Genomic DNA, 14484 nt, shown 5'->3' with positions numbered 1-14484 from the left:
CCGCTTGCGACATCACATGGAAACGCACTAAGGGTAGGGAAATCGAATGCGCGGGATTGAGAAATTCCCTGCTATCGAACTCCAACGGCGTCCGAAGAGGCGAAGATGACAAGCTCCGAATGGCGGGTGGGAGTGCTGTTTTCCAGAAGCGGAATCAGCGAAATCACGGAAACCGAGCACTTTCTTGGCACCGCGCTTGCGATCGAAGAGGTCAACGCGGCCGGAGGCGTGCTTGGCAAGCCCATCGTTCCGATCGCCTATGATCCGGGCGGCGATCAAACTGCCTATCGCAATCTGGCGCGGCGCCTCCTGGCCGACGACGACGTCAATATCATCTTCGGCGCGTCGATGTCGGCCAGCCGTAAAGCCGTGCTGCCGATTGTCGAGCGGCATAACGGGCTGTTGTTTTATCCCTCGATGTACGAAGGATTCGAGTATTCGGAGAATGTGATCTACACCGGCGCCACGCTCAATCAGAACACCTTCGCGCTCGCGGAATACCTGCTCCGCAACCATGGACGCCGGATCCTCTTCGTCGGAGCGGACTATATTTATCCGCGCGAATCCAATCGGGTCATGCGGGATGTGGTGGAGGCAAAGGGCGGTGAAGTCGTCAGCGAGCGATATCTTCCTCTCCATGCCGACGAGCAAATGCTGCGTTCCGTTATTTCCGATATCGTTCGTCTCGAGCCCGATGCCATCTTCTCGACGCTCATCGGGCGGCCGGCGCAGCGTTTTTACCGCATGTATGCCGAGGCGGGAATCGATCGAAGGCGGGTTCCGATTGCCAGTCTGACCATGGCCGAGAGCGAGATTCGCGAGATTGGAGCCGACGCTTGCACCGGCCATATTCTTTCGGCGACTTATTTCCAGACGGTCGAAAACGAGGCGAACGAGCGTTTCGTAGCGGCGTTCAAAGCCCGTTTCGGCCAGGACTTCACCACGAGCGTGTGGTCGCAACCGGCCTATGCGCAGGTTCACCTGTTCGCCCGAGCGCTTGCCCGGGCCGGCTCGCTCGATACCCATCGCATTTCCGAGGAAATTCTCCTGGAAGATTTTCTTGCTCCGGAAGGTCGCATCAATTTCGACGCCGATACCCGTCATCTATGGCTGCACCCCCGCATCGGCGTGGCGCGGGCCGACGGGCTTTTCGACATTGCCTGGCAAGCGCCTGGACCGATCCGGCCGGACCCGTATCTGACGGCTTCGCGGTTCGAAGACGTTTGGCTGGAGGCCTGAGATGGCGGGACCGAGCCGGATTATTCAGGATTTGCGGCGCGCACGCGTTCTGGTTGTCCATCCGCGCGACGAGGACGGCAACTTGCTGATCGCCCATCTCAAGCGCCTTGGCTGCGAGGTTCGGGCGACCTGGCCGCTTCCGCCCGCCTTGCCTCCCGACGTAGACACCGTCTTCCTGCATGTCGAGGATGTCCATGTCGAGCACGCGCTTGAGATCATCGACCTCCAGCAGACGGCGGTCATCGCCATCCTGACATATGAGAGCCCGACAGCACTCCAGGCGATCATCGACCTCAACGCCCACGGCGTTATCAGCAAACCGCTGCGGCCGCTCGGCATTCTGACGCAATTTGCGCTTGCACGCTATCGGCAAAGTTACGAAAAGCGACTCGCCGGTAAGGTGCAGAAACTCGAGGAAACGTTGAAAAGTCGCCGGCTGGTCGAAAAAGCCGTTTCGGCGCTGCGGGTCATGAATGGTCTCGACGAGGACGCGGCCTATAAGCTCTTGCGCGATCAGGCGACGTCAAAGCGTGTTCCGATGGCGACGATCGCCGAATCCATCATCGCCGCGCAGGACACCATGAAAAGCCTTGGACTGTCCATCGGCGGAAAACCTCAAATTTAAACCCTTAGCTGTATCTACGCACCTTTTGAAAAAGCCCGATAAAGCGGCTTGACGGTCCCATTCTTTCGTGCAAGTCTAAAGATAACGAGCAGGTTTGCTCAGCGGCAGAGCTGCCGCATTCACATCATGGCTATGTAGCCTCTGGTTCACGGATTGAATTCCGTGCCAGAGGTTTTTTGCGTTTGGAGACGAGATTGAGCATCAAGACCTCGACCGCGCGGACGGTAACCGTCGCAACCGTCCAGTTCGAACCGATCGTCGGCGATCGCGCCCATAACCTCGCAGCCATCGAGCGGCTGGCAAGGGCAGCGAAGGCCAAGGGCGCAGAAATCATCGTTCTGCCGGAACTGGCCGACAGCGGCTATAACTTCCGTGACGGCGACGAGGTTGCCGCATTGGCCGGCCCGGTACCCGGCGGCCCGAGCGCCGAGACGCTCTGCCGCCTTGCCGCGGAGCTTGCCCTTTATATCGTCAGCGGCGTTGCCGAGCAGGATGGCGGCCGGTTTTACAACAGCGCTCTTCTCTGCGGTCCCGAGGGATATATCGGCAAATACCGCAAGCTCCATCTGTGGAACAACGAAAACCGTCTTTTCGGAAAAGGTGATATCGGGCTGCCGGTATTTGACCTGCCCTTCGGCCGCATCGGCATCGCCATCTGCTATGACGGGTGGTTTCCGGAAACGTTTCGCGAATTGGCGCTGGCCGGCGCGGAACTGGTCTGCGTGCCCACCAACTGGGTACCGATGGCCGGGGCGGAAAGCGCTGCGGAGCCGATGGCCAATATCCTGCACAAGGCGGCCGCCCACACCAATGGCCTTTATATCGCTTGCGCCGACCGGATCGGTATTGAGCGCGGCCAGACCTTCATCGGCCGCAGCCTTATCGTCGGCCCGCTAGGCTGGCCCGTGTCCGGTCCGGCCAGTGCCGATCGCGAGGAAATCCTCCTTGCACAAATCGATCTGTCGAGCGTCACGGAAACCCGCACGCTTAACAGCTTCAATCATCTGCTCGGCGACCGCCGAGCCGATGTCTACGGATAATATCAACCCAACTCAAGAAAGGGGAACAAAATGCAAATGAAAACCATCATCCTGACACTGGCATCCGCGGCATTCGCCACCGCAGCTTTCGCCGAGGATCCAATCAAGATCGGCGTGCCGGTGGGGCTGTCAGGCGCCAACAGCGTCGTCGCACCGTCCGTCGTCCAAGCCGCCGAACTCGCCGTCGAAGAAATCAATGCCAAAGGCGGCGTGCTCGGGCGGCCGTTGGCGCTCGAGATCGCCGACGACGCATCAGGGGCGGCCGGCGCACAAAAGGCCTTCGATTCCCTGGTCTTCCAGAAAGAGGTGAACGTCGTCATCTCCATGGAAACGAGCGCTGCACGCAATGCCGGACTGCCGATCATTTCCAAGGGTGACGTGCCGTATATCTACACGTCTTTCTACGAAGGCAAATCCTGCAACGCCAAGCTTTTCGTCGATGCCTGGGTTCCAGAACAGCAGGTGCCGCCTGTCGTCGATAATTTCATCAGCAAACAGGGCGCAAAGAAGTTCTTCCTGATCGGTTCGGATTATGCTTTCGGACGCGGCATGCTGACCTTCGCCAAAGGCTATATCGAAAAAGCCGGCGCTCAGGTCGTCGGCGAGGAATATCTGCCGATGGACGGCAGCGACTGGACTGCCATCATCTCCAAGGTCCGCTCCTCCGGCGCCGACGCCATCATTACCTCGACGGCCGGCGGCGCACCGAACGTGACCTTGACCAAGCAGTTGCGCTCCTCCGGCGTCACCCTGCCTTACGGCAATCTCGCGGTCGACGAAGGCACCGCCAAGAGCATGGGCGCGGATGCCAAGGACATCTTCCTCTCCGCCTCCTACGTCACCGGCATCGACAGCCCTGAAAACAAGGCGTTCCTCTCGGCCATGGAAAAGAAATTCGGCAAGGAACTGCGAACGCCGAACGATCTTTCCGTGCCGCAATATGAGGCGATCTACCTTTACAAAGCAGCCGTCGAGAAGGCCGGCAGCACGGATACGGCGGATGTGCTCAAGGCTCTTCCCGACGTATCCTTCACCGGTCCGCGCGGCAAGATCTCCATGAACAAGCAGCACCATGCGCCGCTGACGATGTATCTTGGCCAGGTAAAGAACGACGGCAGCGTTGCAGTCGTCGATAGCTTCAAAGACGTCGATCCTGGCGATCAGTGCCCGAACCTCTGAAATCAGCGGGGCGGGGCAGGGCCCCCGCCTCCAGCATCGGAGTTCCAGAAATGACCCTCTTTCTCGATATCGTCAGTACCGCGGCCATTCTCTTCATCGTTGCCGCCGGGCTGCTTGCGATCTTCGGCGTGCTGAAGATCATCAATTTCGCGCATGGCGCATGGCTGACCATCGGGGCTTACTGCGCCGTCGTCGTCAGCGGATTCGGCCTCAATCCATGGCTTGCCATTCCTTTCGCATTTCTGGTCGGAGCGATCCTCGGCGGCGTTGCCGAACGGTTCATCGTGCGGCCTCTTTATCGACGACCGCTCGACGCCATTCTTGCAACCTGGGGGCTAGGCATCGTCATCGGCCAACTGATCACGCTTTGGTTTGGTCGCGATGTGCAGTTCACACCGGCTCTGCTGCCCGGCACCTTCGATCTCTTCGGCATCGGCTACTCGGCCTACCGCCTTTTCGCCATTGCGGCGGCTATCGGTCTGGGTCTCGGTTTCACCTTGCTGCTCGATGGGACAAGGCTTGGTCTTTCCGCGCGGGCAGTCATCATGAACGAAACGCTGGCGCGCGGGCTCGGTATCGACACCGAAAAGGTGCGGCTCGCAACCTTCATGATCGGCACCGGCCTTGCCGCCCTTGCAGGCGTGCTGCTCGCGCCGCTGACCAGCGTCGATCCCAATATGGGCGTCGCCTGGCTGACCGGCGCCTTCATGCTGGTGATGGTCGCGGGCTCTTCTTTCGGCGCGCTTGCCGCCGCCTGTCTCATCTTCGGCGCCGCTCAGGTGCTCGTCAGCACCTATTTCAGTCCGATCCTCGGCGGCATCACCGTCGCCGTCCTCTGCGCAGTCACATTGCGCATACGTCCGAAAGGATTTGCCCGTGCCTGACAAACAGAAACTCCGGCTTGTTCTTTTGCTGGCGCTGGCGTCTGCAGCACTTCTGCTGATCGCTTTCGGACCGATGTTCCTCGGCCGCTTCAGCCTCAACGTCCTCACGCGTTCGATGATTTACGCCATGCTGGCGATCACCGTCGATTTGCTGTGGGGCTATACGGGCGTTCTCACCTTCGGGCAGGCGGCATTCTTTGGCGTCGGCGCCTATGCCACCGCCATGGTTCTCACCCATATTGGCGCAAGCCCGGCGCTTTTCGTCGTCGCCCTTGTCGCCGCCGTGCTCGTTCCGCTCCTGCTTGGTCTCGCGGTCGGCTGGCTGTCGTTCTATCACGGATCGACACCGCTCTATGCCACCGTGATCTCGCTCGTTGTGCCGATCGTCGTTACACAGCTCGTCTTTTCGGGCGGTACCTGGACCGGCTCCTCGAGCGGCCTCGTCGGTTACGAAACTCTCCCGCTCGGGCTTTCCGGCTATTTTCGCCTATCGGGCACCTGCTTGCTGGCTTTGGCTGTTCTTGGGATCGTCTTTGTCCGGTCGGACGCCGGCCGTCTGCTCGCTGCAATCCGCGACAATGAAGCCCGCGTCGCCTATCTGGGCATGAACCCCGCCCGGACGAAAATCGTCCTGGTCGGCGTTCTTGCCGGCGTATGTGGCCTTGCGGGTTTCCTCTATGCCAATGCGTCCGGTGTCGTCGCGCCCGAGAACACCGGGTTCGTATTCGGAACCGAACTCGTCGTCTGGACGGCGCTTGGTGGTCGGGGAACAATCATCGGGCCCTTGTTCGGCGCAATCGGCATCGATTATCTGAGCGCCAGCCTGTCGGGCGATCTACCCTTCCTGTGGCAACTGATCGTCGGTGCGCTCTTCGTCGTCATGATCATCCTTTTGCCGGGCGGCCTCGCCTCCTTGGTGACGCGTTTCCTGCAGTCCGCAAACTCCAACAGCACTTTGAAGCCCTTGCCGACGCGCATCGTCGCCAAGAATGGTGGGTTGGCAGGCGGAAGCCTTCTGTCGATCCGCGGTCTCGGCAAGTCCTATGGCAGCTTATCCGTGCTGAAGGGCATCGACCTTGAAATCGGCGCCGGAGAACTCGTCAGCCTGGTCGGCCCGAACGGCGCCGGCAAGACCACTCTGATGCGTTGTCTGTCGGACGGTACCCAAGAGATCGAAGGTCAAGTGGATATCATCGGTACGAATATCGCTGGTCGTTCACCCGAACGGATCGTCGCCCTCGGTGTCGGCCGGAAATTTCAGGTCGCCAGCATCTTCGACAGCATGACCATCGGCGAATGCCTGAAGATGGCGCGTCTCAGCCGTGAGACGCCCAACCCGATGCGCTCGTCCGCCGAGATCGTGCTGCCGGCTGCTGCGGCCGAGATCCTGATGCTCACCGGCATGGCTGACATGCTGGACAAACCGGTCTCGCTACTGTCGCACGGTCAAAGGCAGGCTCTCGAGCTGGCGATGGTCGTAGCTCTGGAGCCACGCATCATTCTGCTCGACGAGCCGACTGCGGGCCTAACCAAGACCGAGCGCATGACCATCGGCGCCATCCTCAAGAAACTCACGGACGAGATGGGTTTCGCCGCCATCCTGGTGGAACACGATCTCGATTTCGTGCGTGACATATCGAGCCGCATCGTGGTTCTCCACCAAGGCAAGCTTGTTCTCGACGGCACGGTGAATGACGTGGTCAATTCCGAAACGGTTCGCACCATCTACGCAGGAGGCGCCCATGGCTGACGCGTTCAAACTCAAGCTCAGCGGCGTATCGAGCGGATATGGCGCGGTCGATGTCGTCAATGGCGTGTCGCTCGCCATCCGGCCCGGCGAGATCTTTGCCCTCATGGGCAAGAACGGCATGGGCAAAACGACGCTGCTGAAGACGATCCTCGGCTTCCTGCGTGCCGGCAAAGGTACAATCGAGGTCGATGGTGCCGTTATCATCGACAGGAAGCCTGCGGAACTAATCGCTTCCGGAATCGGCTATGCACCTCAAGAATTGCCGTTGTTTCAGGATCTCTCCATCCGCGACAATCTGCGCCTCGCGCTCAAAGGCGATCGGGATCTGGCATCCGCGCTGGAGAGGGTCTACGGCTATTTCCCGTTTCTGAAGGACCGGCTGCCCCAGAAGGCCGGCACGCTTTCGGGGGGTGAGCAGAAAATGCTGATCCTGGCGCGGGCGCTGATGCTGCGGCCAAAGCTGCTGCTGATCGACGAAATCTCCGAAGGCCTGCAGCCCTCTGTCGTACAGAACATTGCCAAAGCGCTGAGGCACGACCGTGAGCAGCGCGGCACGACCATCCTGCTGGTCGAACAGAACCTGGACTTCGCCCTTTCCGTGGCGGACCGCTGGGCCATTCTCAAACTTGGAGCGATCGAAGACGAAAGCCCCAATGGTCCAGACAGCCGCAACCGTGTCTTGCAGCATCTGAAGATCTAGGGAGCGGTTAAGTGCAGGACCGGTGGAATGCATTCATGCCCTATCCGCAGGTAGATGTCGGCCACGCATCCGCCGGCCCGCTTTCCGGCCTTCGCCTCGCAGTGAAGGACCTTTTTGACGTCGCCGGCTATCCTACGGCGGCCGGCAATGCCGCGGTGCTCGCTGCCTCCGGCATCAAGACATCGACAGCACCCCTAGTGCAAACGGTTTTGGATGCGGGAGCCCGGTTTATAGGCAAGACCAATACCGATGAACTTGCCTATTCCCTCATCGGCGGTAACATCCATTTCGGCATGCCGACCAATCCTTCCGATCCCGATATCATTCCTGGCGGCTCGTCATCGGGTTCAGCCGTCGCGGTCGCTGCAGGCCTTGCGGATATCGGCCTCGGGACGGATACCTCCGGCTCCATCCGACTGCCTGCCGCCGTCAACGGGCTCGTTGGCTGGCGGCCAACACATGGAAGCCTCGACACCGGAGCGCTGCGCCCCCTGGCACCGAGCTTCGACGTGCCCGGTTTCATGACGAGAAGCCTGGAGCCAATGGCCGCAATCATGAGTGCAGTCGGGATACCCGCAGTAGACGACAGGCCGTCGTCTGTTCTGATAGCCGCGAATATCTTTGACAGCGTCGACCAAGACGTGGCGGACCAATTGATCGCCTTTCTTCGATCGGCTGCCATCCCCGTTCGTGAGGTAGGCTCGATCAGCTCGCTCAGCTTGGACGAGCTTGCTTTGGCATTCGTCACCATTCTCCAAAAGGAAGCCTGGGAAAGCAACAAATTATTTTTCGAGCGAAGTCCGCAGTCTATCGCACCCGACATCGCCGCGCGTCTTCTGGCAGGATCTTGCCTGAGCGAGGAAGAGGTGCGGGAGGCACGCCGGGTTCGAGAGAACCTTTCGAGGGAGATCGACCGATTGCTCGGCGACGGCGTCGTTATCGCTCTTCCGACATTGGCCACGAGCCCACCAAGGCGTGATGCTACGGTGGAAAGCTTTGCTGCGTTTCGCTCCACCTGCATCAAGTTTCTCTGTCTCTCAGGCCTCAGCGGTTGCCCGCAACTGACGGTTCCAATCGTCGGTTCGGCCCAGAGCGCTTCGGTTTCTTTGGTTGGCGCAAGAACCGCCGACAGGATGCTCGTCAATGTGGCGATGCGAGTGGGTGATTGAAGAGCGGCGCTATCGAAAAGCAGTTCCCGTAGTGTTGACGGGGTTGCAAAGATTGCTCTTCATTTGCATCAGGCGCGTTCGCGGCCTTGTTAACAAAACTGGCAAAGCGATCGTGCCGAACGGAATTTCCGAGCGGCCGCACCCACAGTTCCTCAGGTGGCATCGCGAGAACTGCTTCAAGCACTGAAGGCGACGACTGCGGCAAGTTGATTGGATCATCCGGATCAGTCCGGCGAGGCTATCTTCTGGTGGAGCATCCTTGCAAATTTCGTCAGCCCATTTTGCTGAAGCGCGTCGATGAAACCTTCAACCGTTGGCGTTGTCTTGCGCAGATTAAGCCGCGCACGTTTGACGCTGGAGATCAGCGCGTCGGGAAACGCAGCATGGAGTTTCGGTCAGGAAATCATCAGGCGTCTTGCTCGTCACGCCCGTGAGGGCGGAGGTCTTGTGCTGGGAAATCCTTCAGGTATCTGACCGAAGCTGCTCAGAATTTCACCTCCAAATCAAATATCCAAGCCATTGGACGCGGTACCAGCCTTATAGTCGCCCGTATAGGCAATAGATGGCGCCTCATCAGCAGAGACAACGCTCGTCGCCGCAGAAGTGGCCAAAGTGGCGGAACCCGCTGCGATTTTTAGAAAGTCCCGACGCGTGTTGCTGTTCATTGCCCCGATCTTTCGCTGTTCGATAGTGAGTTTTTGGTCACCGTTTCGGCGATTGCCAGTTTGATACCGCTTCGCTAGGCAATCGGTAGCCCTAAGATTTGCAGAACTGTGCCGTGAAACCTGGAACAGCTCATACGACCGTTGTGGAACAGCGAGTTCTGATTCCCTCTTGATTGAAGCACTGACGAGCGCTTCGCCTTCAATCTGGGACCTTCCAAGATCATTTCTGGGATCCGAAAAGCAATGGGAAGGGGCATTTTCTATTAGTCAATCGAAACATGCATAGTCTGACGCAAAGCCCACGGTCGCGCTCAAGAACGGATTTGACTGACCGTTCTCTTGTCATCGGCCTACCAATTATCCGAGTTGGACGAACTCCTTGGCGGCAACGCCGCCACCGAATTGCTGGGCACGGCCGCCTTCAGCGATGCCGCCCAGATCGACAGCGGCGAAGCCGAGGCGCTCGATGAGCTCGGCAACAGCAGTCCGGGCCGACACGTCATCGCCCGAAACAAACAAAACGCGACGGCCGCCGGATATCGCTGGATCAGCCCCGAGCCGGGCCGCCAAGAGCGTGTTGAAGGCCTTCACGACTCTGGCACCTGAAACAGCATCGGCAACGATCTGCGTGGATAGTCGGCCCTTAAGGTCGCGCGGCGTGAAGGCGGGGAAGTCGATAGCGTTCGTCGCGTCCACCACGATGCGGCCGTCCCATTCGACACCTTTTACCGCATTGGGTACGGCGTCGAATGGGATCGCTAAAATGACAACATTGGCCTGAAGGGCTTCCGCAGCCGTCACCGGCTTCACCCGATCACCGAGCTCCGTGACCAAGCCGGCCAGGCTCTCCGGACCCTTGGTGTTGGCGAGCGATACATTGATTTCTTTGGCGGCAAACCGCCGGGCGAGCGCGCTGCCGATAGCTCCCGATCCGAGAATGGCATACTTCATTAAAAGAGTCCTTTCGCAGTTCTCTATTTCCGCCCGTGGAGCTTGGCTCCGTACCGCCGGATCTTCTTTCAGAACATATCATTTGGATTGGCGCGGGGGATATTCGGGGCGACCCATGGAGCCGAATTATCCGAGCTGCCGACGAATTGCAGAACATCCCAATGTTCCACCGCTTTTCCATCGGCATCCATTCGGTAGATATCGACACCGGCGACACCGGGGTCATCAGTATCGTCATTGAAAAGATTCACGAAATTCACGTGGGTCCAGACATAGTCACCAGTCGCGATGAGACGGTGGATAACGACACGCGCGTTCGCGCGCTCATGCGTAACCTGGCCAAAATATTTCCCCAAAGCATCCGAGCCGTCGGCGATTAGCGGGTTGTGCTGGACGTAATCAGGACTGACGAACTTGGCTGTCGCTTCCGCCGATTTCTTCTGATTGATCATCAAATCATAGAGGGCCAGCACATTATCTTTGTTACGAACGGCGCGGGCATCATTGGGGTCTACGAGTACGAGCATGGATTCCTCTTTCGTTGGAAGCGAATGGCTATCGGACAAATTCAACTTAGACCGACGATTTGAAGGCGCAGGGCATCCAGCTCCGCATCGGATTTCTCACGAGCCGCGCGAAGCATCTGGTCGGCGTCGGGGCCGACCGGGGCGCGGCTCGGTGCGGGGACCTGCTCTGCCAGTTCGATCACGCGCTTGGCGGCCGAAACTGAGTCAAGGCCGCTACTCTGCATGGTGTTGAGTGTGGTGGCGAATGTGTCGAACGCCTGGCCGTACAATGCGCGCTCTTCAAGCGTCATACCGTCGGCGACGCGAGCGAGGGCGGAAGCTGTCTTCGCCGGGCCGCCGGTTCTCATATTGCCAGCAGGCGCTACTACGACATCGATGCCAAAAGACTTCAGTTCAGCGCGGTAGACTGCTGCGAACACCTCCATGGCCGCCTTCGATGCGCCAGACGGCCCGTTGAAGGGGAGCGGCACGGTAGCCGTCCAGGTGCTGACTTGAACAATGCGCCCAGGCGCCTTGCGCAACGCCGGCAGGAAGGCGTTGATGACCGACAAAGCCCCAAACACATTGACGTCGAACTCGTGCCGGATGGCGTCGAGTGACAAAAGCTCGATCGGGCCTGGAGTCAGGATCCCCGCATTGTTGATCAGGATGTCGAGCCCGGCGGCGCCGAGCGCGTCGGACACGCCGCCTGCCCAGGCTTTTACGGCCTGCTCCTTGGTCATATCACAAACTGTCAGGCTGACACGCCCATCGGAGGCGTCTTTCAGGTCATGAACCTCCGCCGGGGACATCGCCGTGCCGAAAACGATGTAGCCCTTGGCGGCAAGCCCAAGGGCAATATCGCGGCCGAGACCCCCTCCTGCTCCGGTTATCGCAACGGAACGACCGGAATGTTGCGAGGTCGATGACATCATGCGTCTCCTTTCAGAAGTCGAGGGTTCCTGACGGCTTTGCCTGCGCTGTCCGGACGATGGGTGCCACGTCGTTTCCAAGCAGCTCGATCGAGCGCTTCATCGCGGTCGTATCGAGAGATGCCGTGCTCATTTGGAAGGTGATGCGAGACACGCCGCCGAGTGCGGCGCTCGCTTTGAGCATTTTGCCGGCAACAGTTGCTGGGTCGCCGATCAAGAATGCACCTTCCGGTCCGCACATTGCCTCGAACTGCTGGCGCGTAGGGGAAGACCAGCCACGTTCACGACCGATCTTTGCCGTTAGATGCGCCCAGCCGGGAAAGAAGGCGTCCTTGGCCTTCCCAGTGGTTTCTCCGACAAAGCCCATCGCATGGACGCCGACGGTGAGCTGTTCAGGGGGGTGGCCGGCACGCTGCCCAGCCTCGCGATAGAGATCGACCAGCGGACGGAACCTCTCAAAGCTGCCGCCAATAATCGCGACCATCAACGGAAGCCCCAGCGCGCCAGCGCGAGCAAAGGACTGCGGCGTGCCGCCGACGCCTACCCATACCGGCAACCGCTGTTGATGGGGACGCGGGAAGACACCTTGCCCATCGAGCCTAGGGCGAAAGTGCCCTTCCCACTTCAGATTGATCGTTTCGCGAAGCTTCAGCAAAAGATCGAGCTTCTCAGCGAAGAGTGCGTCATAGTTCCGAGTGTCCAGACCGAACAGGGGATAGGCCTCGCCGAACGACCCTCGGCCGACCGTGATTTCGACGCGACCTTTCGAGATCAAGTCAAGAGTCGCAAATTCTTGAAACACACGCACGGGATCAGCGGCGCTCAGCACCGTGACCGCGCTTGTGAGACGGATCTGGCCCGTGCGGGCAGCCGCAGCCGCCAAAATGATCGGCGGTGCAGAATCCAAGAATTCGGCACGGTGGTGCTCGCCGATGCCGAACACGTCGAGCCCGACGCGGTCGGCAACCTCGACCTCCTCGATGAGATCGGCCATGCGGTCAGTTGCCGAAGGCAGCCTTCCTGTTGCCGGATCGGGCAGGATTGCCGCGAAACTGTCTATGCCAATTTCCATAAAATGTCCTTGCAAAGTTATCGGTCGGCGCGAGCGACACGCACCGGATCGGGTGGCAACGGAATGAATTCGGTCTCGCCGGCGATCTCGGGGAAGCGCCCATGGCGCCAGTCGTCCTTGGCCTGCTCGATGCGTTCCTTCGAGCTTGAGACGAAGTTCCAGTAGATGTGGCGTGGTTCGGGAAAAGGCTCGCCGCCGAGCAACATCAGATGGGCGCTGCCGCGGGCTCGCAGCACAATCTCAGCCCCCGGCTTGAAGACCACCAACTGTGCTTCGCCGAAGGCGTCCGTCTGGCCAGCAACCTCTATCTCACCAGGGAGCAAATCCGCCGCGCGACTTGATAACGATGACGCCAGGATATGCTTACAAAAGACTTTGGAGATGGATACCTCGCCAAGAACGCTACCATTGAGGGCGGGAATACTTGCCATAACCGCTCTCCTTGGTGTGAACAGCGCTCAAAATGGCCTTCAGGCGAGCAAGGCGGTAGCCTTACAAAGCAACCAACTGTGTCGCGAAAACTGGAACGGTCAGGGCGGATGGAAATCTGAAATTGGATTGAAGCAGCGCGTCTTCATCGCAGCAGCGTATCGAAGATTGAACGCTTTATACCCGAGCCCCACCCACGGGGGCACCGGTCCAAGGTCTTTCATACACGAGAGCAAGAGGACGGCCGCCGCATCCTTCGTAGGACAGGAACATCACCGACACTTTGGGATCTTGGTGAATTTCCAGGTCAGCGGGAATCAGCGCTGCCGCGTCTGGATGCTTGTGCCGCGATAAATGTCCGGAGGATCAGAGGCCCGCTACTCCCCAAACCTTACCTATCGTTCCTAAAGATGGCGTGCTAGTCTCACTACGCGCATACCATGTCTCGAAAACTGGAACGCCTGTGTTGGATTTTGAAGATCTGCAGACATTTGTCGAAGTGGCCAACGCTGGCGGCGTTTCGCCGGCTGCTCGGCGGCTAGGTGTTTCAAAGTCCATCGTCAGTAGGCGGTTGTTTCGATTGGAAGCAGAGCTGGGCGTCCAGCTTCTAGCGCGAACGACACGGGGCGCGTCCCTGACCGAAGCCGGAGTCACATTCCGAGACCATGCGGCCCGAGTTTGCGCCGAGATGGATGTTGCTCGGGAAACCATCTTGCCTGATGGCGAGTTGCGCGGGCTCCTACGGATTACAGCCCCTTTGTCATTCGGGACGACGCATTTGGCACCGGTGCTCGCCGAATTCGCTAGGCGTCACCCACTACTCTGCGTGCACACGGCTTACACTGATCGCTTCGTTGATATCATTGCCGAAGGCTTTGATTGTGCAGTGCGCGTCGGGTACCTTCCCGACTCGAACCTTGTCGCTCGGCGGATTGGCCCGATCCATGGCATGCTGGTCGCGAGCCCAGCCTACATCAAAGAACATGGAGCCCCCGAGACGTCCGAAGAACTCCTGACCCACCAATTTCTTATGCAGGGAACGGAAGCTCGGCAGCTGATCGATGGAGATAAGACGATCACTATTCACCCGCAAGGCCGGTTCAAGGCAGACAATGGAATCGCGCTGGCGGCCGCGGCAGTGGCGGGACTTGGAATTGCTGCGCTTCCGGATTTCCTTGTGGAAACCTATTTGGCGTCCGGTGCCCTAACGCAAGTGATGACCCGTTATCGTTGCCCGGAGGCTGGCATATATGTGGTCCGGCCGCCTGGACAACACCCTGCGCGCAAAATCCGGGCGCTTACAGAACTGATGATCCAACATTTTGGATAATATCCAAGCTGTT

General features: G+C 59.3%; 13 protein-coding genes and 2 pseudogenes. 10 read left to right on the top strand and 5 right to left on the bottom strand.

Going from position 1 to position 14484, the window contains the following annotated elements:
* Positions 1 to 105 precede the first annotated feature (105 nt).
* The 9 genes and pseudogenes from N2601_RS28450 to N2601_RS28410 form a co-directional block, all read left to right on the top strand.
* Positions 106 to 1239, top strand: coding sequence for a transporter substrate-binding domain-containing protein (locus tag N2601_RS28450; protein ID WP_104827714.1), 1134 nt, complete (start codon positions 106 to 108; stop codon positions 1237 to 1239).
* A 1-nt stretch (position 1240) separates the two neighbouring features.
* Complete coding sequence (locus tag N2601_RS28445) at positions 1241 to 1864, top strand: ANTAR domain-containing response regulator (protein ID WP_104827713.1); 624 nt, start codon at positions 1241 to 1243, stop codon at positions 1862 to 1864.
* A gap of 194 nt (positions 1865 to 2058) precedes the next feature.
* Positions 2059 to 2904, top strand: coding sequence for a nitrilase family protein (locus tag N2601_RS28440; protein ID WP_104827712.1), 846 nt, complete (start codon positions 2059 to 2061; stop codon positions 2902 to 2904).
* Positions 2905 to 2934: 30 nt separating this feature from the next.
* Positions 2935 to 4083, top strand: coding sequence for a substrate-binding protein (locus tag N2601_RS28435; RefSeq protein WP_104827711.1), 1149 nt, complete (start codon positions 2935 to 2937; stop codon positions 4081 to 4083).
* A 50-nt stretch (positions 4084 to 4133) separates the two neighbouring features.
* Positions 4134 to 4967: a branched-chain amino acid ABC transporter permease gene (locus N2601_RS28430; protein ID WP_260304433.1), complete on the top strand. Its 834-nt coding sequence runs from the start codon at positions 4134 to 4136 to the stop codon at positions 4965 to 4967.
* Positions 4960 to 6717, top strand: coding sequence for a branched-chain amino acid ABC transporter ATP-binding protein/permease (locus N2601_RS28425; protein ID WP_245464133.1), 1758 nt, complete (start codon positions 4960 to 4962; stop codon positions 6715 to 6717). Before N2601_RS28430 ends, N2601_RS28425 begins: the two co-directional genes overlap by 8 nt.
* Positions 6710 to 7417 (top strand): ABC transporter ATP-binding protein, encoded by a 708-nt coding sequence (locus tag N2601_RS28420; protein ID WP_104827708.1) that lies wholly within the window; start codon positions 6710 to 6712, stop codon positions 7415 to 7417. The genes N2601_RS28425 and N2601_RS28420 overlap by 8 nt, the downstream gene beginning before the upstream one ends.
* Before the next feature lie 11 nt (positions 7418 to 7428).
* A complete protein-coding gene (locus N2601_RS28415; protein WP_104827707.1) occupies positions 7429 to 8586 on the top strand; it encodes an amidase family protein in 1158 nt (385 codons plus the stop codon).
* 76 nt (positions 8587 to 8662) lie between these two features.
* Positions 8663 to 8773 (top strand): annotated as a pseudogene (locus N2601_RS28410) (HNH endonuclease); the annotation flags it as partial.
* Between the two features lie 835 nt (positions 8774 to 9608).
* On the opposite strand, the gene N2601_RS28405 reads toward N2601_RS28410, so the two are convergent.
* From N2601_RS28405 to N2601_RS28385, 5 genes and pseudogenes are all read right to left on the bottom strand, one after another.
* Positions 9609 to 10202, bottom strand: coding sequence for an NADPH-dependent F420 reductase (locus N2601_RS28405; RefSeq protein WP_104827706.1), 594 nt, complete (start codon positions 10200 to 10202; stop codon positions 9609 to 9611).
* A 68-nt stretch (positions 10203 to 10270) separates the two neighbouring features.
* Positions 10271 to 10729 carry a nuclear transport factor 2 family protein gene (locus N2601_RS28400; protein WP_104827995.1) on the bottom strand — a complete coding sequence of 153 codons (459 nt, stop codon included), beginning with the start codon at positions 10727 to 10729 and terminating at the stop codon, positions 10271 to 10273.
* Between the two features lie 41 nt (positions 10730 to 10770).
* Positions 10771 to 11640 (bottom strand): SDR family NAD(P)-dependent oxidoreductase, encoded by an 870-nt coding sequence (locus N2601_RS28395; RefSeq protein ID WP_104827705.1) that lies wholly within the window; start codon positions 11638 to 11640, stop codon positions 10771 to 10773.
* 13 nt (positions 11641 to 11653) lie between these two features.
* Entirely contained in the window at positions 11654 to 12712 is a 1059-nt protein-coding gene (locus N2601_RS28390; protein WP_104827704.1) for an LLM class flavin-dependent oxidoreductase, read from the bottom strand.
* 17 nt (positions 12713 to 12729) lie between these two features.
* Positions 12730 to 13026 (bottom strand): annotated as a pseudogene (locus N2601_RS28385) (pirin-like C-terminal cupin domain-containing protein); the annotation flags it as partial.
* 581 nt (positions 13027 to 13607) lie between these two features.
* Between N2601_RS28385 and N2601_RS28380 the strand changes: the two are divergent.
* Entirely contained in the window at positions 13608 to 14471 is an 864-nt protein-coding gene (locus tag N2601_RS28380) for a LysR family transcriptional regulator (protein ID WP_104827702.1), read from the top strand.
* The last annotated feature ends 13 nt before the right edge of the window (positions 14472 to 14484 follow it).

The sequence above is a fragment of the Rhizobium sp. CB3060 genome (assembly GCF_025200735.1).
Classification (GTDB): Bacteria; Pseudomonadota; Alphaproteobacteria; order Rhizobiales; family Rhizobiaceae; genus Rhizobium.
The sequence above is the reverse complement of the archived record's forward strand: the minus strand, read 5'-3'. Positions and strand labels throughout refer to the sequence as shown.